The 20,864-nt window shown below is 60.3% G+C and carries 13 protein-coding genes; 7 read left to right on the forward strand and 6 right to left on the reverse strand.

Annotation, left to right across the window (positions count from 1 at the left end; genetic code table 11):
- Positions 1–10: 10 nt before the first annotated feature.
- The 3 genes from ACRDT3_RS02345 to ACRDT3_RS02355 are packed head-to-tail and all read left to right on the forward strand — an operon-like array spanning position 11 to position 7,052.
- Entirely contained in the window at positions 11–3,475 is a 3,465-nt protein-coding gene (locus tag ACRDT3_RS02345) for a glycosyltransferase family 2 protein (RefSeq protein WP_431491661.1), read from the forward strand.
- The gene (locus tag ACRDT3_RS02350; RefSeq protein ID WP_431491425.1) at positions 3,475–6,096 is read left to right on the forward strand and encodes a DUF5719 family protein; all 2,622 of its coding nucleotides are present in this window, start codon (positions 3,475–3,477) and stop codon (positions 6,094–6,096) included. The genes ACRDT3_RS02345 and ACRDT3_RS02350 overlap by 1 nt, the downstream gene beginning before the upstream one ends.
- A 26-nt stretch (positions 6,097–6,122) precedes the next feature.
- Positions 6,123–7,052 carry a COX15/CtaA family protein gene (locus ACRDT3_RS02355; protein WP_431491426.1) on the forward strand — a complete coding sequence of 310 codons (930 nt, stop codon included), beginning with the start codon at positions 6,123–6,125 and terminating at the stop codon, positions 7,050–7,052.
- 12 nt (positions 7,053–7,064) lie between these two features.
- Here ACRDT3_RS02355 and ACRDT3_RS02360 read toward each other — a convergent pair whose 3' ends face one another.
- Positions 7,065–7,391: a metallopeptidase family protein gene (locus ACRDT3_RS02360; RefSeq protein WP_431491427.1), complete on the reverse strand. Its 327-nt coding sequence runs from the start codon at positions 7,389–7,391 to the stop codon at positions 7,065–7,067.
- Positions 7,392–7,614: 223 nt separating this feature from the next.
- Between ACRDT3_RS02360 and ACRDT3_RS02365 the strand changes: the two genes are divergently transcribed.
- A complete protein-coding gene (locus ACRDT3_RS02365) occupies positions 7,615–8,016 on the forward strand; it encodes a DUF3499 domain-containing protein (protein ID WP_431491428.1) in 402 nt (133 codons plus the stop codon).
- A 209-nt stretch (positions 8,017–8,225) separates the two neighbouring features.
- Entirely contained in the window at positions 8,226–9,725 is a 1,500-nt protein-coding gene (locus ACRDT3_RS02370) for a TIGR01906 family membrane protein (RefSeq protein WP_431491429.1), read from the forward strand.
- A gap of 71 nt (positions 9,726–9,796) precedes the next feature.
- On the opposite strand, the gene ACRDT3_RS02375 is transcribed toward ACRDT3_RS02370, so the two are convergent.
- The gene (locus ACRDT3_RS02375) at positions 9,797–11,638 is read right to left on the reverse strand and encodes an AMP-dependent synthetase/ligase (protein ID WP_431491430.1); all 1,842 of its coding nucleotides are present in this window, start codon (positions 11,636–11,638) and stop codon (positions 9,797–9,799) included.
- 78 nt (positions 11,639–11,716) lie between these two features.
- A complete protein-coding gene (locus tag ACRDT3_RS02380) occupies positions 11,717–13,327 on the reverse strand; it encodes a dolichyl-phosphate-mannose--protein mannosyltransferase (protein WP_431491431.1) in 1,611 nt (536 codons plus the stop codon).
- Between the two features lie 68 nt (positions 13,328–13,395).
- Here ACRDT3_RS02380 and rsmI point away from each other — a divergent pair, with 68 nt between their 5' ends.
- Both rsmI and ACRDT3_RS02390 read left to right on the forward strand, forming a co-directional pair.
- Positions 13,396–14,256 (forward strand): 16S rRNA (cytidine(1402)-2'-O)-methyltransferase, encoded by an 861-nt coding sequence (gene rsmI / locus ACRDT3_RS02385; protein ID WP_431491432.1) that lies wholly within the window; start codon positions 13,396–13,398, stop codon positions 14,254–14,256.
- Positions 14,257–14,394: 138 nt separating this feature from the next.
- Positions 14,395–15,882 carry an NAD-dependent succinate-semialdehyde dehydrogenase gene (locus ACRDT3_RS02390; RefSeq protein ID WP_431491433.1) on the forward strand — a complete coding sequence of 496 codons (1,488 nt, stop codon included), beginning with the start codon at positions 14,395–14,397 and terminating at the stop codon, positions 15,880–15,882.
- Positions 15,883–15,949: 67 nt separating this feature from the next.
- On the opposite strand, the gene ACRDT3_RS02395 is transcribed toward ACRDT3_RS02390, so the two are convergent.
- The 3 genes from ACRDT3_RS02395 to ACRDT3_RS02405 all read right to left on the reverse strand — a co-directional run bounded on the left by ACRDT3_RS02395 (position 15,950) and on the right by ACRDT3_RS02405 (position 20,664).
- Positions 15,950–18,241, reverse strand: a complete 2,292-nt coding sequence (locus ACRDT3_RS02395) for a transglutaminaseTgpA domain-containing protein (protein ID WP_431491434.1) — start codon at positions 18,239–18,241, stop codon at positions 15,950–15,952.
- A gap of 134 nt (positions 18,242–18,375) precedes the next feature.
- The gene (locus ACRDT3_RS02400; RefSeq protein ID WP_431491435.1) at positions 18,376–19,692 is read right to left on the reverse strand and encodes a DUF58 domain-containing protein; all 1,317 of its coding nucleotides are present in this window, start codon (positions 19,690–19,692) and stop codon (positions 18,376–18,378) included.
- A gap of 9 nt (positions 19,693–19,701) precedes the next feature.
- Complete coding sequence (locus ACRDT3_RS02405) at positions 19,702–20,664, reverse strand: AAA family ATPase (RefSeq protein WP_431491436.1); 963 nt, start codon at positions 20,662–20,664, stop codon at positions 19,702–19,704.
- Between the last annotated feature and the right edge of the window lie 200 nt (positions 20,665–20,864).

A 20,864-nucleotide genomic window follows, 5' to 3' on the forward strand; every position in this document is an offset into this window, starting at 1 on the left:
TCGTCCGCCAATTCATGTCACCGCCATCGTTGCTTCGCACGATGGCGCTGACTTTTTACCACGCACTTTGGCCGCACTGCGAAACCAGTCACGGCCTATCGAACGCTTTGTCGGAGTTGACGCTTCGTCCTCTGACGCATCGCTAGAGGTCCTGCGGGCGAACTTGCCTTCAAACGCCGCCTTGCTGGTGGCCGATGAAGGATCCCTGGGGCTGTCACTGGAAGTAGCGGTTTCGCAACTGCCCGAAGCGCGTTTGGACCGTGATGAATGGCTATGGATTATCCATGACGACTCCATGCCTGCTCCCGATGCACTGGAACAGCTGACACGGACCGTTGAGGCCTCCGAATCGGTATCCATTGCCGGTTGCAAGCTGCTGGACATCGATAACCCGCGCCACCTCGTTGAGGTGGGGCTGAACGTGGACCGCAAGGCCCAGCGCCTGACCATGATCGATATCGACGAAGTCGACCAGGGCCAGTACGACGGACGAAGCGATTACTTTGCCGTGTCCTCGGCCGGCATGTTTATCCGTCGTGAGGTCTTTGAGCACCTCGGGGGATTCGACCCGGCTATCCCGGGCCGCGGCGACGATGTGGATCTATGCTGGCGAAACCGCCTGGCCGGACACCGCGTGGTCGTGGTTCCAAGTGCCAAGATGTACCACCAGGTTGAGGTTGTCGACTCGCTGGCAGGCCCGCGCGAGGCCAAACGCTCGGAAGTCTTCCAGCGCTTGAAATTCGCTTCGCCCCTGGGACTGCCGTTTTTGTGGATCGGATTGCTGCTCGGCGGCATCGGCCACTTCCTTGTAGCTTTGCTGGCCAAGGACCCGGGCCATGGGTTCAGCCACTTGGCTTCTGTCCTGCGCGGACTGTTCTCCCCGGGCAAGCTGGCCGCTTCACGCCGCAATGTCGCCCAGATTCGCGAAATTCCACGCCGTCAGGTCCGCAAGCTGATGGCCTCGGGATCACAGGTGCGCGAATACCGCCGCAATGTAAATACCGGGCGTGCCGATGGCGAAGTCTACGGCGATGGCAGTGGCGCCGACGCGATGGTTGAACCTAGCGGTGATAACTTCTCGGACTTTGTTCGGATCGCCCGTCCTCCGCGCACCACCGCAGTACTCTCGCTGATTCTGGCGCTCTTGCTCTCCGGGGCAGCATCCTTGATCGCATGGCGCAGCCTGCTTGGATCCACGGCTCTGTCCGGCGGCGCGCTGCGCCCGCTGTCCAACAGCAACCAGGAAATCGGCGCCAACGCCCTATCGTGGTGGCAGAACATCACTACCGGTTTGAGCGCGCCACCGGATAACTCCGACTTGCTGTTCTGGCTCTTCTCGCTGGTGACTTTCAACCATGCCAATGAAGCTTCGATCTATCTCTTCTTCGCTGCGATGCCGCTGGCCGCATTGACCGCGTGGTGGGGTATTGGCGCAGTGAGCCGTTCGCGTGCGGTCCGGTTCTTTGCCGCATTGATCTGGTCGCTATTGCCTTCATTGATCTCTTCGCTGGCATCGGGGCGTATCGGCTCGGTACTGGTCCATATCTTGCTGCCGCTGTTCTTCCTGGCAATTATTCGTGCCATGAATGCCCATGTGGCTATCGAAGGAGCGAAGCCCAAGAGCCCGAAGCAGCAGTCCGTGTCCGCATGGACCGCCTCGGCCAGTGCCGCGTTGCTGCTCTGGATGATTTCTGCCGGCTCCGTCTCCTTCTTCCTGACCGCCAGCATCCTGATTTACGTCTTGGCCATCTTCTCGGTGCGCCGCGCACGCAGCCTGTGGTGGATCCCGCTACCTGCAATCGTGTGGAACCTTCCGCTGCTGTTTGCGGGCCTGGGCGACCTGCGGCTGCTGTTCACCGAGCCCGGTGCAGCGCGTGCGTTCTCGCCAGCGGCCCCTTGGCAGATGCTGCTGGGCTTCCCGGAAACCTTCAATGCCAACGCCTCGCTGGTAGGTTGGGACTTCCTGCCCACCGGTCCATGGGCATTGGTCGCCGCACTGCTGGTCGGTGCTCCAATCATCATCCTGGCTGTTTTTGGAACCTTGAGTTCTTCGCTCAGCCATAGTGCCAGCATGCGTCGAAACTCCCGGCGCCTGCTGTGGGGCGCGGTTCTTTCGCTGGCAGCGGGTTGGGCCGTCGGTTTTGTCCCGTTCACCTTGGACTCGCATACCGCGGTGAGCGCCTACACCGGTCCGTACGTCTCCTTTGCCATGTTTGCGTTGCTTGCAGCTGCCGCCAACGCGTTAGCTGCCCTGCGCCATGAAGATCAGCCGCGCTCGATGCGGACGCAGGGTTCTCGTCCAGTAATGGGCCTGATGGCCGCTTTCAGCGTGCTCGCCGTTCTCGCTTCCGGCGCCGTGCTGCTTGGTGCCCAACTGAATCCGGCCGCTGAATCAGAAACGTTGACTGCCATGAACCCGGCTCAGCAGGTCCGCAGCTCGCAGCCCCGTACCCTGCCGGCCACTGCATCCGATGCGGGCCGCTCCGAATTCCAGGAGCGCACCTTGGTGCTCAGCCCGCGGTCCTCCGGTGAAATCGACAGCCAGTTGGTTTCGGGCTCCGGCGAAACCCTGGACAGCGTCAGCCGCTACTCGCAGGTCAAGCAACTGACCGGTCCGCTGCTGGATCCTGAACGCAATGAAGCCTCTGCCACCGCGCAGGTTCAGAGCAAAGCCGTCGCGATGCTACTTTCCGAATCTGCATTGGACTCACGTGAGTCGTTGCGTGACTTGGGCGTGGGCTTCGTCGTGCTCAACGAGACTGGTGAATCCGTCCCGGCGACCGTTCGCATCCTGGATGCCGCAACGGGGCTGGCATCGGTCGGCCAGACCGATAGCGGCTGGCTGTGGCGAGTGGACTACGAAGCCAGTGAAGAGAATCAGAGCGCTGGCTTTGCCCGCGTTGTCTCTGACAATGGAGACGTGACCGTATTGCCGACCCAGCGTGGCAAGATCGCCAATCTTGAAATCCCGGCCTCGGATGCCAAGCGCACCCTGGTCCTGGCAACCGCGTCGGACCCGAAGCTGCGTGCCAGCATCGATGGGGAATCCCTGCGGTCGGTGGCTTATCCCGAGGATTCGGAAACTCGATGGGCACAGGCCTACGAGCTTCCTGCCGAGGGTGGCAAGCTGACTTTGTCGCACAAGGACTCCATGGCCATCCCCGTTCTGGTGCTTAGCGCAGTAGCTCTGCTGATTACCGTCCTCTTGGCCATTCCAGTGCCAAGCTCGCGGCGATTCGCCAACTACCGGAACAACGAATACCGCTTCCGTGAACCACGCGACGAAAATGAAGAACTCGCCGACGGCTCGGCCGTTTTGGCTGCCGCGGAAGTTCAGAGTCCAGTAACGGCTACCGGCACCATGCCACTGAGCCGCCGCGAGGCACGCGAACGCGCCAGCGAGATTCGTGAGAACTTGACCCCGAAGCTCAGCGACCGGATTTCGGACGCCGATGCCGAGCAGGAGAAGAAGTAGTGAGCGACGAGAAGAACGTGAACTCAGCGGATTCTGCTGACAAGCCAGCTGACCAGACTCCGGCCCCTAAACCGGCTTCCGCGCAACCAGAAGCCAAGGACGCCACCCCAGTGTCGGCGACACTATCGCGTGCTGAGACCAAGGCTGCCAAGGCACGGGCCAAGGTCGATGCCAAATTGGAGAAGGCCCGCGCCAAGGAAGCCCAAGCCCGGTCCAAAGCCGACGCGAAAAACGCGGAGAAAGCTGCGAAGGCTGAAGCCAAGTCCGCCAAGCGGGACGAACTAACGGCAGGGCAACAGCCCGAGGTGAAGTCCGGGAACAAGGACGCCAAGGCAACCCCAGCAGCTGTGGTGGCTGCCGAGACAAAGCCTGAAGGCAAAGCAGCGGAACAGAAGCCGGCGCCAAAGCCGGACTCCGTTCAGGCCGAGTCGACGCAGCCTGAGGCTGCGCACGCCAATCCGTCTGCCGCTGAAGCGGCCGCCACTGGCAACCCTGATGCAGCTGCGGAGCCGGAACACACCGAGGGCGCCGAGCCTGCCAAGGACGCAGGCACGGCCACGGCTGGAAGCAAGGCTGGATCTGTTGCCGCGCAGGACGCTGGACCGGAGAAACCTGTAGCCCAGGAACCGGTAGCTGCTGCCGAACCAGGAAAGCTGCCTACCGGAGATGCAGCTGCGTCCTCCGGGAAGCAGAACGATGCTGGCGACTCCTCGAAGCAGCAGGGCGCAGCTCCACAGGTTGCCGGTGTGGCAGGCACTGGTGCCGCAGCTGGCGCCAGTTCCACCAAAGCCGAGAAGAACCAGCCGGCCGGTCCAAAGCCTGGAGAAGAAGCCGAGAAGGCATCAGAACCGGAAGATCCGAAGGCTGCCAAGCGCCGCCATAAGCTGGAGAAGGTTCGCGCGCGGAACGCCGCGAAGGAAGAACCTGCTACTGCCGGTGCCATGGCTACGCCCGCGGCCGAGCCAGAGGCGGAACCTGCCGACGGCAACGTATCGAAGCGTCGCCACAAGTTGGACAAGGCCCGCGCCGCGGCCTCCAAGGATGCGGCTGCCGCGCCGACGCGCAAGAAGACCGGAGCGGTATTGCTCAGCCTGGTTGCCGTTGCGGCTGCTGGTGCTGCAGTGGGTGCAGGATCAATTTTTGCCCCGGCTCCGGCCGAAAAGTCTTTGCCAGCTGCCGTGACGAACCTGCCAGCAGGTGACTCAAGCAGCGTTTGCTCGGCAACCCCGCAGCTGCTCAAGGGCGTGGAAGGCACCGATGCGCAGTTCGCTCCAGGTGCCAAGGACATTTCCAGCAACCTGCGCAGCATTGTCGTTTCGGATCTGGCCAAGCGCATTCCGGGGTCATCCTTCACCAAGCTCGATGGCAGCGACGCGCATGAGCTGACCGGGCGCATCGCTGAAGCTGAAGCTGCCGAGGCCCGTGGCGCTGACGATGAGGGCCTGACCGGCCGCGCCAGCAAGATTTCGACCGCCAACGATATCGATGACGCCCAGGTCTACACCTTGCAGCCACTGGGCGAACTCGCTTCGAAGGGCAGCGCCGTGCGCAGCTACCAAGCCAAGGATGGCGACCTGGCTGGACTTGCTGCCGCAACCTGCCAAGCTCCGGCGTCCAACTGGCGATTCACTGGCCTGCAGACAAGCACCGGGTCCACGAGCGTGATGCATCTGGCCAACCCAACGCACACCACCGCCCAGGTGTCCCTGCGTCTTCGCGGCCCAGACGGCTTGATCGACACTTCGACGTTGCAGAACATTGTTCTTGCAGCGGGGGAGAGCCGAGCCATCGTGCTCGGTGGTTACGCGCAGGATCTGAATTCTGTTTCGGCTGAAATCACCAGCGTTGGCGGAAAAATCACTGCGTCGGTCCAGCAGGCCGCATTGCGCGGGTTGACCCCGTCGGGTGTTGAACTGGTTAGCGCCAACGCGACAGCTTCCAACAACCAAGTGATTCCGGGAGTGTGGATCGAGAGCAAGGAGAATATTTCCAAGCTCAGCAAGGACAACAAGTCCTTGGTTCCACAACTGCATGTTTCGGCAACCGGCTCGTCGGGCGCCGGATTCAAGGTGAAGGTCCTGGGTGAAGACGGTGAAGTCGCCGCCAGCTTTGACGATAACCTCGCCGTCGATTCCGACGCGACGAAGATTGTGGATCTGACCCAGCTTGCTGGCGGTTATTACACGGTTGTTGTCGAGTCCGATGCTCCGGTCACCGCAGCGGTGAAGATGGTTCGCGGTGCGGACCCCAAGGATTCCTCGGACACTGCATGGGCGGTAAGCTCCAACGTGCTAGCCGGTACACAGGCCATGCCGCTGTCGGCCAATGGCACTGGAAAATTCGCCATCGCAGCCGTCGCTGCAGACTCAACGGTGGAAGCAGTGGTGGTCAACAAAGACGGCAAGCTGGAGAAACCGAAGAAACTTCAGATCAAGGCCGGTCAAAACGTTGTCTTTGATCCGAAGTCTGTCTCTGAAGATGCCCAGGCAGTAATCTTCTCAACTGATGCCAACGCTTATCTGGCCCAGCTGGTGCTCGGTTCCGAACGTTCCATCGCTTGGGCTGCCATGCCACAGGCGAATGCCGGACGCGACGGCATTGTGGTGAACATAGGCGGCTAGGAATCCGCCATTAAGGAACTGGATAATTGAAGACTCCTTTCGCGTGGCTGGCTGAGCGAATTACGCTGGAGCGAAGTTCGCTCAGGGCAGCTTCGCTATCGGCGATGATCGCAGCGATTCTGATTATTGTCGGCGGCGGTGTCGTTCGAGTCACCGGTTCAGGACTAGGCTGCCCAGACTGGCCGACCTGCACCGGCGGCTCCATCGCGCCAACCGCTGAAATGGGGATTCACGCGACCATCGAGTTCGTCAATCGGCTACTCACCTTTGTCCTGTGCGCAGCAGTTGGTTGGGTCATCGTTGCCGCCCGCCTGCAACGCGACCCGGTACCGGGCATCACTCGGTGGGCGTGGTTCCAGTTCTGGCTCGTTGTGCTGAATGCGGTTATTGGCGGGATCACCGTCTGGGTGAAACTGAACCCCTATGTAGTTGCCGCCCATTTCTTGGCCGCAACCTTGCTGCTTACTGCCGCTGCGGCAACCTGGGACAAAGTCCAGAATCTGGGAAATACCGGATCGAAGGCCAGTACGGATTCGCTCAAGTCACTGGGAACCTGGTTAGTTGTTCTCAGCGCCCTACTAGTCATCATCGGCACTGGGGTGACCGGCTCAGGTCCGCATGCCGGAGACTCGGCCGAGGTCCCGCGGATGGGCTTTGACTGGCTGCAGATCACTCTCGTGCATGCCGCAGCAGCCATGGGTGCGCTGATCGTCGCCTTGGTGATGTGGCATCAAGCAAGAAAAGATCAAGTACCGGCCGTGGCGCACAAAGCCAAGCTTTACGTCTGGGTATTGGCCGGACAGGGGCTGCTAGGGGTGCTCCAGGCGGCGACCAGCCTGCCGGAGCTGCTTGTGGTTGCCCACTTGGTTGGTTCTGCGCTGGTCTGGATCGGCGCCGTGCGCGTTGGCCGGGCCTCCCATGCGCCGGCACGTGAAAATCATGCCCAGAGCAGCTAGAAAAACATCGTTCTAGAAGTCCGGATCTTCAGGGAAATACGTGGGGTCCACTTCCGAGATGGGTTTCATCCAGAGCTGCGCGACCTCGTGCACCACGCACTGATGAACCAGGTCCAGGAGCTCGCCGGTGTTTTCCGCAATCTGCTCAATGGGCAAACGATAAATGATGATGCGCGCCGGGCGGCTAGGCGCCGCTGGCTTTGAGGATGCAAGCGGCACTCGCTCGCCGAGTGCAGCAGCCTGTTCCAGCAGCTTGTCACTGGGCACCGGATCAATCAGGAAATCAATCTTTTCAATTTCTCCGGGCCAGCGTTGCGAGAGCCTTTGCGCGCTGGCCATCACTGCATCATCGAATCTTTCCGGCCGTGACCGGTAAGCAGGAAGATGCATCGGCATCAGCGGCCCACGCCGCCCGCGTCCGTGGCGGCTACGTCGGGGACCGCTTGGATGATCGGGCGACTTGGAGTTCATTAACTCAGCCTAACGCTTGCGACACTGTGCCTGTGCTCATCAGCCCGCAAATGGGCGAAGATCCCAAGGATGTGCTGACCAGCCGAGTAGAATGGCAAGCGTGGAAGGTCTTCGTCTTTGTTCTCGCCCAGCCTGCCGTGAAACGGCCCGCGCTACTCTTACCTACGTATACGCAGATTCAACTGCTGTTCTTGGGCCTTTGGCGACGTACCCGGAACCGCACTGCTATGACCTGTGCGCCCGACATGCGAATCGTCTGACGGTTCCAAGCGGCTGGAACCTGATCCGCGGAGCCATCCCAGACGTGCTTGAGCCGGAAGACGAGCTGAACGCCTTAGTGAATGCCGTCCGCGATCGCGAACCAAAAGTTCGCGAACCACGCCACGCATCGAATTCGCCCATTGATTCGGTCCGTACCCGCGATATCCGTGCTCAGCGCTTTGACTCTCGGGTCCGCTTGGCTGTTCTCCCAGCCGGTGACGAAGAATCCTAGACCTTGCTTTCGAAGAATTCTTGAACCGGAATCCGCGCTTTGGCAGCATCTGCTGCGCCGCTTTGTGTCCTAGCTGAAATCCCATTTTGGTGTGGTAATCCGTCAGATGACTCGACTCGCTGGATATGCTAAAGGCGCATGGGCCGTAATTGGCCCGTAAAGCAACCCCAAAACAGCACACCATCGCGCGAATTGCAGGAGGACTCCTCATGGCTGAGGCGGCGAAGAACCCCACTGGAGGGCAAGGATCTACGGGCCAGCCGGCACCGGCTGCCACTGGCAACATGCCAAGCCCACAGACCAGCCTGAGCCAAAAAGCCGAAGAGCTTACTGCGCGCCTGGAAAAGCACAAGAACCAGGCCCAAGCAAACGCTGCCGCCCAGCGGGAAGATGCCCGTAAAGAGGCCATCCGCCGCGCGATGTCCGGCAAAACCGAAGCGGATACCAAGAACCCAACTGCAGCTCCTGCAGCCAAGGCACAGCCTGCCCCGGTGAAGCCAGCGGCGGACAAGCCTGCCGCCACCCCTAGCGCTAAGCCAGCTGCGGCCAAGCCTGCTGCTGCCAAAGCTCCGGCAGCCAAGCAGCCGGTCAAGCCCGCGGCCGCCAAGCAGGCCGCCGCCAAGCCAGCTGCGGCCAAGCCAACTGCGGCCGCGAAGCCTGCCGCTAAGGCCTCCGCTGCGAAGCCAGCAGCTAAAGAGCCGGTAGTAGATGTCATTCGCGCCATCAAGCTACCGCACGAAATCGAAGCCGAGAAGCAGGCGCAAAGCGAAGCCAAGGCAGTTGCCGGGAAAACGGCTGAGCCACAAACCAACGAGAAGACAGCCACCGCGCAAAGCGTGCCACCGGTGTCTGCCGCTCCGAAGACCGGATCCCTGCCAACTACCAAGGCTGCCGTCGCCCAGGCGCGCAACCGCGTCTTTGGCAGCTACGCGCCAGAACCGGAGCCTTCTGTAGCAGCCGTGAAGCGCCGGGTTGCGCGTGAACGGGCGCTGAACTCGAAGCCGGCCCTGGGCCGTACGGCCCAGGTGATCGTGGCTCTGGTCTTCCCGTTGCTGACCCTGATCGCTGCGATCCGTTTGGTCGCCACGCCAGCTTTCCTGGCCCTGTCCTACGGCCGCCCGGGATTCCCGAGCGATTCCTTCGGTTTCACCGATGCGGAACGACTGACCTACGGCAGCTACGGAGTGGATTACCTGAACAACTTTGCCGGCCCGGAATACCTGGCCGGCCTGAAGCTTTCCACCGGTTCAAGCATGTTTACCGAGGGGGAAGTCCAGCACATGGTGGACGTGAAGAACCTCATCGGGTTCGCCTATATCCTCGGAGCGGTTCTCGCGGTCATCCTGATCATCGGGGTTTGGTACCTCGCCAAGCGCTATGCAGGCGGCGTACGGCGTGCATTATTCTCCGGGGCAATCTTGGCCTTGGCAGGCATTGCTGCGCTGGCCATCACAGCGATTATGGGATGGGATAACTTCTTCACCCAGTTCCACGCACTGTTCTTCTCCGATGGCACCTGGACCTTCAACGCCAGCGATACGCTGATCCGCCTGTACCCAGAGCAGTACTGGCTGGATAGTGCGATTGGCATTGCCGTGCTGGTGCTGGCCACCATTGTCGCAGTGATGATCAGTTGCTGGCCTACCGGCCGCCGCCGTGAGGCAGCACGGCTGCGCCAAGAGGCCCGCGCGTTCGGCATTGGCAACTAGCTAGCACAGGGTTTAAAGCATGGGGGAGCAGTTCACGATGAACTGCTCCCTATTGCTTTATTCAGCGAGAGTTACTTGCGGTAGAGAGCTTCCAACCGGCCCTCGAATTCCTCAAGAACGCTCTGGCGCTTGAGCTTCAACGAGTTGGTCAGGTGCCCGGAAGCTTCCGTGAATTCCTCTTCCAGGACCACGAACTTGCGAATGGACTCAGCCTTGGAAACGGTCAAGTTGGCGGTATCCACGTAGATCTGGACCTCGGCGATCACTGCTGGGTTGATCGCCGCCTCAGCCAGGGTCATTGCTCCAAGTCCCTTGGCCTTGGCCCACAACACCAGTTCTTCGGGATCGAGGGTCATCATGGCGGTAATAAATGGACGCTGTTCGCCCGCCAGCACGCACTGGGCCACAATGCGTCCGGCGCGGACCATCTCCTCCAAGGGGCCGGGCGAGACGTTCTTCCCACCGGCGGTCACGATCAGTTCCTTTTTGCGGCCAGTCACCTGCAGGAATCCATCATCATCCAAGACACCGGTATCACCGGTCTTGAAATAGCCATCTTCATCGAAGACTTCAGCCGTGGCGGCAGGGTTATTGTGATAGCTCGCAAAAACCCCAATTCCCTTGACCAGGATTTCACCGTCACCAGCGATCTTGATGGAGGTGCCGGGAAGCGGACGACCCACGGTGCCCACGCGGTTTCGCGATGCTTGATTCACGGTGGCCGGCGCGGTGGTTTCGGTCAGGCCATAGCCCTCCAGCAGCTGAATGCCAGCGCCGCGGAAAAAATGCGCCAAGTCCTGGTTCAACGCGCTGGCTCCGGAGATCGCGTAACCGCATTGGCCGCCAAAGACGGCCTGCAGCTTCGGGTAGAGCACCTTGCTGAACAAGGCATGGCGGGCACGCAGGCCCAGGGGCATACGAGCCTTGAGACCACGCGAACGCGCGTCACGGATCTTGGAAACCTCGATGGCTGCCTGTTCGGCCTTGAGGAAGAGCTCGGCCTTGCCGCCACGTTCGGCCGTGGCCAAAGCGGTGGTGCGAATTTTCTCGAAGACTCGCGGCACGGCCAGCAGGAAGCCAGGCTTGACCGCGGACATATCCTCGACCAGATTGGCCATGGAACTGGAATGCGCGATCACCGACCCGCCGTGGATGCAGGTCTGCTGGACGGCACGAGCCAATACGTGGGCCAGCGGCAGGAACATCAGCGTTCGGCGCTCTTCTCCGAGCACTTCGAGCATATGCCCGGCCAGGTTGTCTGCCACCATGGCGAAGTTCGAGTGGGTCATATTGCAGCCCTTGGGACGTCCGGTGGTACCCGAGGTGTAAACCATCGTGGCCACATCCTCAAGGGCCATGGAAGCACGGCGGGATTCGACCAGCTGCTCATCGATCTGCGTGGCAGGAACCATCAACTGGTGCAGGCCGGCGGAGGGGATGAGCGTCTTGTCCGCTGCATCGGAGCCTTCAAAGATGTGGGTGCGCACCGATTCGCCGAGCTGAGCCGCCGCCTGGCGGACGTTAGCGCGTAGCTCGTGGTTTTCCGCGAAAACCACGCGCGCACCGGAGTCGCGGAGGATCCATTCGATCTGGAAGGCGCTGGAGGTTTCGTAGATAGGCACCGTCACGCCTCCGGCGAACCAAACCGCTTCCTCTGCCAGGGCCCACTCATAGCGGGTGCGGGAAATAATGGCGACCTTGTCACCGGGCTGCAGCCCATCATTGATCAGCGTCATTGCCAGGCGCTTGACGTCAATGAGGAAATCACTGGCACTGAGATCATGCCAGGTGCCGTCGCGCTGCACGCTGAACAGTGGGCGTTGCGCACCACGCGCTACGCGGTCAAGGAGTAGGCTCGTCGTGTTTACCTCTGGTGCTAGATCAGTGAGTAGCTCGACGGTTACTTCTTGCATTGAAGGATTGTCCTTTGAAAATCGTTGGTCGTCTTAGTGGCCTATTTCATGGAAATAGGTGGCCAAGCCACAGGTAGCCTAGCCCCAGCTAGGGAGCCACACATGCAAGCGCCAGTAGTCATCCGCGATCATTTCTCCACTCCATATCGGCCAGAAAAAGGCTGATGTGACTAGGAGCAACGCCATGAATATGGTGAGTGCGATGACGCGTGAGCGGTGCGCGACACTGGAATTAGGGTCGCGTGGAATGAACCTGCCAATCATATACGTCAACGCGAGCACCATGAACGGGACCAGCGGCAGGGTGTAGAAGAAGAACATGGTGCGTTCCGGGTACATCAGCCACGGCAGGAACCCGGCGGCCACCGATGAGAGGATCGCGCCGGCGCGCCAGTCTCGTGCGCCAATCCACCAAAGTATCAGCAAGAACATGCTGATGGTGCAGGCCCACCACATCAAGGGGTTAGGCAGGTCGGTGATGACCTCGGTGCAACGCTCCAGCTCGCAGCCGTTGACCCCCTTGTCGTAGCCTTCGAAGTAGAACAGCACTGGACGCCCGGCGAAGGGCCACGTCCACGGTGAGGATTGCCAGCCATGCTCGGAGTCAAGCCCGGTGTGGAATTCGTAGCCGGCCTGGTGATAGTGCCATAAGGAACGCAGCGGCGAGGGTAGCCAGCTGATGCCTTCACCGGGATTCTCCTCGGCCCAGTGGCGGTATCGGCCGCCCTGGGTGACCAGCCATCCGGTCCATGTGGACAAATAGGTCAGCAGCACCAGCGGCATCATGGTGAAGAAGGAATGCATTCCGTCGCGGATAAATGCCGCCGATTGCCACTTGTGAATGCCTGCGGTGCGCCGAGCACCAAAGTCCCAAAGCACCGCCATGAGGCAGAAGACAGCCACGAAGGAAAGTGCCGACCACTTAATGCCAACTGCGCCGCCGAGCATGACCGCCGCGATCAGCCGCCATGGACGCCACCAGAGCATGGGGCCATGAACGAGCAAGAAGTCGTCCGGGCGGTTGCCCTCGGGCACTGAAAGTTTCCGGGCAAGCACGGTTCTGCCATGTATCCGGTCTTTGAGCAGGGCATAGAAGGCGGCAAGTACAAAGAACATCAAGAAGATGTCCAGCAACGCGGTGCGCGACATGACAATGGAATGGCCATCGATGGCCATGAGCAAACCGGCGATGCCGGCAAGGATGTGGGAACCGAACAGCAAGCGGGCGCACAGGGTGACCAGCAGGACTGAGAGGGTGCCGACGAGCGCCGTGGAAAATCGCCAGCCGAAGCCGTTGAACTCTCCGAAGAGGAGCATGCCCGCGCCGATCATCCACTTGCCCAGCGGCGGATGGACGACAAAGGAGGATTCATCTTCCAGCTGCGGGTGACCTGCGATGAACTTTTCATCGCTGTCGTCAGCCCATTCGCGCTCATATCCGCTTTGCAGCATCGCGAATGCGTCTTTGACGTAATAGGTTTCGTCAAAGATCAGCAAGTGCGGGTGCGCTAGATTGACGAGGCGCAATAGGCCGGCAATGAGTGTCACGACCAGCGGTATGATCCACATCAGCGGGCCGCTAGGAGCGACCACTGGCAGGAGCCGTTGTTTCAGGCTCTCGAAAGTGAAGGCCTGTCGCGCCGAGCGTACGTGGCCGGTGTCCGGAGTGTCTAAAACGGAGGTGCCCATCACCAATTCATGCTACCGGTGGAAAGTCCAGAAAGTGGGCTTTTCCCGCGTCGCGTAGGCTTAAGGATGTGCAGAACTCAGATAATGAGGGCGTAATCGTCCTGGGCGCCACCCCGATTGGCAATTTGTCCGACGCTTCCCCGCGTCTGCGCGAGATGATGGCCAGTGCCGATATCATCGCCGCGGAGGACACCAGAAACTTCCACCACCTCGCCCATGCCTTGGGCATCAAGATCACCGCGAAGGTGATGAGCCTGCACGAGCACAACGAGGCTCACAAGCTGTCCGAGGTGATCGACCTGGCCGCCGAGGGCGCCACCGTGCTGGTGGTTTCCGATGCAGGCATGCCAGCGGTTTCGGATCCTGGCTACCCATTGGTGGCTGCTGCCTTGAGCGCTGGCATCCGTGTCACCGCGGTACCAGGTCCTTCTGCGGTGCTCACCGCGCTGGCTTTGTCCGGGTTGCCAACTGGCCGTTTCACCTTTGAAGGCTTCCTGCCGCGCAAGGCGGGGGAACGCCGTAAGCGCCTGGATTCCTTGCTCACCGAAGATCGCACCATGGTGTTCTTCGAGGCCCCTCACCGGCTGAGCGATTTCCTAGATGCTGCTATCGAAGCCTTTGGCCAAGACCGACAGGCGGCCGTAGCCCGCGAGCTGACCAAGAAGTTTGAAGAGGTCCGTCGAGATTCACTGGCAGCACTGCGCGCCTGGGCAGAGGATGGCGTACGCGGAGAAATTGTAGTGGTTGTCCACGGCGCCCCAGAAGCCGAGGCTGCTTCCATCGAGGATTTGCTGCCCAAGGTTGCAACCTTGGTGGACGAAGGCATGCGCATGAAGCAAGCCGTGGCTGAAGTGGCAGAAAAATTCGGCGTGAAGAAACGCGAGCTCTACGAAGCTGTTCTGGCAGCACGTCACGAAGCGGAAAAATAGCCGAAGTCGCATAGGCTAAATGCACAATGAATGCTCGCGTTTATCGTGCAGACGGCAATTTACAGCCGCCACCTGCCAGGAATAGCGTAGACATCAAAGACGATTAGTTTTCATTATTTTCTATCAGGAGATGCTCGTATGTCGATTACTGCCCAGCGCGAAGCAGAGCTGCTTGCCAAGGTGCCAACCGGCCTATTGATTAATGGCGAATGGAGAGATGCCTCCGACGGCGGCACCTTCGATGTGCTTGACCCAGCTACCGGCGAGAAGCTGCTGACACTGGCCAGTGCTACGAGCGAAGACGCAATGGCTGCACTGGATGCAGCTGACGCAGTCCAGGCCGAATGGGCGCTGACCGCACCACGCGAACGCGCTGAGATCCTGCGCCGTGCTTTTGACCTGGTCACCGAGCGCAAGGATGACTTTGCGCTGCTGATGAGCCTGGAAATGGGCAAACCGCTGGCTGAGGCCTATGGCGAAGTGACCTACGGCGCCGAATTCTTGCGCTGGTTCTCCGAAGAGGCCGTACGCCACTACGGCCGCTACCTCACCACCCCTGAGGGCAAGAACAAGGTTCTGGTCCAGCACAAGCCGGTTGGCCCTTGCCTGCTGATCACCCCTTGGAACTTCCCACTGGCCATGGCTACCCGCAAGGTCGGCCCAGCAGTAGCGGCAGGCTGCACCATGGTGCTCAAGCCAGCCAAGTTGACCCCGCTGACATCCCAACTTTTCGCAGCCACGATGATGGAAGCAGGCCTTCCAGCTGGTGTGCTGAACGTGGTTTCGGGCGCTTCGGCCTCGAAGATCTCCGGCCCGCTGATGCAAGATGACCGTCTGCGCAAAGTTTCCTTCACCGGCTCGACCCCTGTGGGCAAGCAGCTGATGAAGGACGCAGCAGACAAGGTTCTGCGCACCTCGATGGAGTTGGGTGGCAACGCGCCATTCATCGTCTTCGAAGATGCCGATCTGGACGCTGCTGTCGAGGGCGCCATGGCCGCCAAGATGCGCAACATGGGCGAAGCTTGCACCGCAGCTAACCGCTTCTTGGTCCACGAGGACGTTGCCGAGGAATTCACCGCCAAGTTCGCTGCAGCGATGAAGGCCCTGAAGCCAGGACGCGGCACCGAAGCTGACACCACCGTAGGCCCGCTAGTCGAAGAAAAGGCCCGCGACGAGGTTCACTCGCTGGTTCAGGCCGCTGTCGCCGCCGGCGCGACTGCCATCACCGGCGGTGCGCCAGTTGACGGTCCGGGCTACTTCTACCAGCCAACCGTGCTGGCTAATGTTGCCAACGACGCCAAGATCCTTAGCCAGGAAATCTTCGGCCCCGTGGCACCAGTGACCACCTTCAAGGATGAAGCTCAGGCAATCAAGCTGGCTAACTCCACCGAATACGGTTTGGCTTCCTACATTTACTCGCAGGACTTCAACCGAATGTTCCGTGTTTCAGAGCAGATCGAATTCGGCCTGGTTGGTTTCAACGCGGGCGTTATCTCCAACGCTGCGGCACCATTCGGCGGCGTGAAGCAGTCGGGCCTGGGCCGTGAAGGCGGCGCCGAGGGCCTGGAGGAATACACCACCGTGCAGTACATCGGCATTGCCGATCCCTACGCAGCCAAGAAGTAAATTCTTCAACTCGTGCCAAGGCCCAACAGGAATCTTCCTGTTGGGCCTTGGCCGGTTAACCCGATTGCTACATATCGATTCGCGTGTACTTTCCCGAGCGGGAATGACGCGGGTGCACCGAGGCCGGGAACAAGAACGCCATGATTCGCTGGATCAAGGTCAGCTCGCCGCGCAAATTGCCCTGGATCGCATGCAAGGCGTCAAGCAGCGTGGCAGCGTCATCAGCGCTCAGATGCCTGTTGGCGTAGAAGCTTTCTTGGATGACAGTTTTCAATGACTGCAATTCCCTGGTGATCTGCGGATGGTCTTCGCCCAGACGGGTGGTGTAGTCACCGGCCGACTCATGGCTGCCGGCTGCTTCCCGGTAATCGGCGCCAATAGCCTGCAGCTCGGCAAGCAGCGCTGGTGCGGCGTCATCGCCGCCAGAACGCACGCGCCCTAGCCGTTCCTCACGTAGGCGATGACGGCGCCACGGGGCGATACCCAGCGCCAGGAAAACCAACAACAAGACAGCCGGCAACAGCCACATTGCCGTTGCACCCGGGGTCCCGGAATCTCCGGGCTGTGCCTGAGCAGAGGGGGAGGCGCTGGCCGGGAGGCTCGGGTTGCCGCGCTCGGTGGGGACTTGCGGTGCTGTGCTTTCTTGCGGGTTCGGAGCACGAGTCGGTTCCGGCGCGTAACTTGGCGAGTAACCGCGTCCCGGTGTGGGCTCAAATGGAATCCAACCCAGCCCGTTCAGATACAGTTCTGGCCACGCGTGGGACTGCTTTCCACTGACGGTATAGCCGGTGAGTTCGGTACCGTCTGCCAAGCGCCGTTCCAGCATGCTCTGCGCAGTACCCTCGGTCATTTCGATATTTTCTCCGCTGGCTTCACCCGGGGCATAACCCACGGCAATGCGCGAAGGGATTCCGGCTTCACGAGCCAGCAGGGCCATGGCCGAGGCGAAGTGGACGCAATACCCCTGGCGCCGGGACAGGAATGCTTCAACGACTCGACGATTTGCCCCGTCGTAGCCTTCGCGCAGGGGGGTGCGTTCGGAGTACACGAAATTTCCGGAACGGAAGAAATGCTGCAAAGCCACGGCGGTATCAATGTCGTTGGCAGGCTTCCCCCTCTTGCCGAAGGCTTCATCCAGGGTTTGCTGCAACAATGGTTCCAAGCCGTTGTCTGGATCTTGCGGAAGACGCAAGTATTCTTCGGGCAGCTGGTCACTGGTATCGATTCCCATATGCCCGACATTGCGGACCATTTGCGTGCTGATGGCCAAATCCGCGTAGGCCACCGAAATGTCGTTGGTGGATGCCATGGCGTCGCCAGTGAGCCTGGCCACCGAGGTCTCGTAGGTCCAGTTCCAATCGCCGACGATGCCCTGCACAAAATAGGATTGGTTGGGCAACGGTAGTACGGGACTGCTGATGCCATCAGGCCAAGTCATTCGCAATACTTCGTTGGTGCTGTTGAACGTGCTGAAATTCCTTGAAACGGCGGAAGTGCCATCAAGGGTGTGCTGCATAGCGTTTTCGCTGGGCTCCCAGCGGTCTGCGGAAAGATCCTTGATCACCTGAGTGCGCAGGTAGGGTGCTTCTTCAGCGGTTGTGTAGTAGTCCAAGATGGGTACCCCGCTGTTCGAGCGGAGGTCTCTTCCGAGGTTGATCAGGGGATCGACATTGCTGGCCAACAGATCACCGGAAGGGCGTTGCCCCTCGGGGAACATGCCGCTGCGGAAACCGGGCATCCACAAGCTGGCCGCCAAGAGGACACCGACACAGGCCATCACGCTGATTCCTAGGATTCCCAGCGTCCTGGGCGTAGGAAGCTTTACTTGGGAATGCTTGGAAGGTGCAGGGGCAAAGAGGTACGGGATCAGTGCTATATAGCCGAGAACTGCCAACAATAGCAGCGCAAGATAACCGATCCCGGCGCCTTCCTGCTTGAACAGCGACGCGATGATGGGTGCCAGGGACAGTGGAATGATGATCAGCATGGCCATGCGCCGCGAGCTAGCCAGCATTTCTACGATCAGGCTGATCGCCAAGGTGAAGCACAATACGCTGAAGGCCACGTATAGGGAATTGGCTACCGGTGGAACCTGGGTAGCGAGTTGCATGCCCGCTTCAGTAAGCGCAGCCCAGATCCATTGGGCGAAAGGCAAACCGTAGATGTTGATTTCCCTGGCATTGCTCAACGCAATGGATGCCGCAGCGACGACTACGGCAGCAGGAAAGGCAACCCAGCGCAAGCGGCGGACTGCGCGTAGCAGACCAGCGCACAGGTGCAAGGAGAAGACCGGGACGAGCAAGGCCGGGAACCAGCTGGCGCCTTCAATCACCCCGGACAGCGAGGCTGTGCCGGCCAATACGGCGACTGCAAGGCAGCAAGCTGCAGCAACCCGCACGAGCAAGAGCCGCATCGCGGGCGCAGGTCCAGTGCTCGGAGCCGGAATTTCAGTTGTCAGGGCTTGATTGAATGCCCCCGCAAGGCCAGCGCTCATCATCCCCACATCTCGTCTATCGGCATATTGCCGGGAAGGATATGGACCTTCCAGCTGGTCCGAGCTAATTCATGTTGTATCGGCAGATAGCGTTCGGGGTGGCTGACCAGCAGGAAAATCTCGACATGGCGCACGGTGCGCGAGAGGGTAGCCAGCCAAGCTGCCTGTGGCGGATCGAGCTCACCGAGGATCATGATGACCGGTTCTTCGCGGAACCCCAGAAGCTCCTTGCGCAAGGTACTGCCGAGAATCTCGGAACCGTTGGCTTCGAATGTGCCATTGACCAAGGCCATATCCGAGGTTGCGGCATGGAAATCTTCAAAACTGTTCAGTGCGCCGAGCTCGGAGATGCTTTGCGGGTCTTTTTGCGTCAAGGAGGCCCCGGTGAGGTCGCGGAAGGCGAGCTGATAGCCGCTATTGGCGTACCTCAGTCCGATGCTGCTGGCCAACGACAGCGCATTTTCGAAGCGGCGGCTACTGGTGAGTGCTTCTGCGTGGGCCTGCGGCAATGAGATCCTCAGATCCGATCCGCTGTGATTCCAATGCTCAAAGGAGGTATCCAGGACCAAGAGGGCTTGGGCGGTTGCCACGTGGTTTTCCTGGCGGACCATGAGTTTGCCGTGGCGGGCGCTGGCTTTCCAATGCACCTGGCGGATGGAGTCGCCTTGCTGGTAGTCGCGTGTCGCGACATCGTAGTAGTCGGTGGTGGTGCTCCTGGATAATTTCGCATCGCCAGTAAGCGTTCGTTCTCCGAGCGAGCCGAAACGATCCAGTTCGTGCAATTGTGAACGCACGGGAACCTGCAGGGTCGGGCCGGTGCGTACCATTCCCTGTATCAGTCCCAGAGGGTCACCGACTATTTGCTGGGCTGGGCCCATAAGGTGGATCCCGCGTGTGCGGAACACCAATTCGTATTCGATTGAACCGGGAGCCTGGAATCGTGGGCCGGGACCAAAATCTTCCGGCAATTGTTCTTGGATGATGGATCGTTCGGCACACGACAAACGGAACTTGCTTACCTCGCCAACGCTGGGAACCACCGAGCGCAGCTCGCGGTGAACATTCGTGCGACCGCGCAGGCGCAACGCCAAACCCCAGCTCGCCAAAGCCAACGCCAGCAGGGCCAGGCCCAAAGCCATCATTTCGTGCCGGCCCAGGAGATAGGCCACGAATACCAGCAGCCCGCCAGCGCCGGCAGTGCACCAACCGCGCACGGTGAACAGGTCGAGGTGCCAACGGCGCAAGGCCGTTGCCGAATTCTCGGTGCGCGTCCAGGAGAGGGCGTCGCGCGAATCGTAGCGGGGAATCTTGTCCATGACTACCCGTTAGCTCACGGGGGTGCTGGCGACAAGCTCTTGAATCACGGCACGGGCATCCAAGCCGTCCGCAACTGCTCTCCTGGTCAGGATCAACCGGTGGTTCAGCACCATCTGGGCCACGCTGCGAACGTCTTCTGGCAAAACATGGTCGCGACCATGAATCGCGGCATGGGCTTTGGCCGCGCGGACCCACTGAATCAGCGCACGCGGCGAGGCCCCCAGCGCCACCTGCGGATGCTCACGTGTGGCTCGACCCAGATCCACAACGTAGGCGCCCAGCCGTTCGGTGACTGTGACCGCTTTGACCTGCTCAATCATGTGTCCCAGATCAGTCAGCTGCACCACGGCTTGCAGCGCTTCCAATGGGTCGTATTGGTGTCGGCCGGTGAGCATGGTGATTTCGGCATCGCGTTGTGGGTAACCCAGCGAAAGCCGAGCCATGAATCGGTCACGCTGCGCCTCGGGCAAGGCGAAGGTGCCCTCGGACTCCACCGGGTTCTGCGTGGCCACAACCATGAATGGCTGCTCCAGCCGGTGGGTGATGGAATCGACGGTGACTTGTTTTTCTTCCATGCATTCCAGCAATGCCGACTGGGTCTTGGCGTTCGCACGGTTGATCTCATCGGCGATGACAATATTGGCGAAGACCGGTCCGGGATGGAAGGTGAATTCGTGAGTCTGCGGGGAGTACACCGAGACACCGGTGACATCACTGGGCAATAGGTCCGGGGTGAACTGGATGCGGTGAACCGAACCGTTGACGCTGCGCGCCAATGACTTGGCAAGCATGGTTTTACCGACTCCGGGAACGTCTTCCAATAACAGGTGGCCCTGTGCCAGCAGGACCGTCATCGCGCTGGTCACCGCCTCTGGCTTACCGGTGATGACGCTTTGGACAGCGTCGAAAATGCGCTGGCAATTGGACTGGAATGTCGAATCAAGCGACGGCACTGTTCGGTTCGCACTCATGCGCGGTTCCTCCTGAAGAATGAATCAGTGGCAAGATCGATCGCCTCTGACTGCATTCAATTGGGTCTTGCATCACATCATATGGGGTTCTTTTGTCCAGTAACAGAGTCTAACTACCGGGAGTTGAGGACCTGATTGTCGCCAATACACCTAGTGGTGCCACAATTAAACACAGATTTGATCTCAGTACTCACGCGCAA

The sequence above is a fragment of the Glutamicibacter sp. genome, from assembly GCF_050701915.1.
Lineage (GTDB): Bacteria > Actinomycetota > Actinomycetes > Actinomycetales > Micrococcaceae > Glutamicibacter.

Excerpts from the sequence above, each read along its gene's own strand:
- ACRDT3_RS02360 (WP_431491427.1), bottom strand. The coding sequence starts at position 7,391 with ATGGCCAGCGCGCAAAGGCTCTCGCAACGCTGGCCCGGAGAAATTGAA.
- ACRDT3_RS02365 (WP_431491428.1), top strand. The coding sequence starts at position 7,615 with ATGGCAAGCGTGGAAGGTCTTCGTCTTTGTTCTCGCCCAGCCTGCCGT.
- ACRDT3_RS02370 (WP_431491429.1), top strand. The coding sequence starts at position 8,226 with ATGGCTGAGGCGGCGAAGAACCCCACTGGAGGGCAAGGATCTACGGGC.
- ACRDT3_RS02375 (WP_431491430.1), bottom strand. The coding sequence starts at position 11,638 with ATGCAAGAAGTAACCGTCGAGCTACTCACTGATCTAGCACCAGAGGTA.
- ACRDT3_RS02380 (WP_431491431.1), bottom strand. The coding sequence starts at position 13,327 with ATGGGCACCTCCGTTTTAGACACTCCGGACACCGGCCACGTACGCTCG.
- ACRDT3_RS02390 (WP_431491433.1), top strand. The coding sequence starts at position 14,395 with ATGTCGATTACTGCCCAGCGCGAAGCAGAGCTGCTTGCCAAGGTGCCA.
- ACRDT3_RS02400 (WP_431491435.1), bottom strand. The coding sequence starts at position 19,692 with ATGGACAAGATTCCCCGCTACGATTCGCGCGACGCCCTCTCCTGGACG.
- ACRDT3_RS02405 (WP_431491436.1), bottom strand. The coding sequence starts at position 20,664 with ATGAGTGCGAACCGAACAGTGCCGTCGCTTGATTCGACATTCCAGTCC.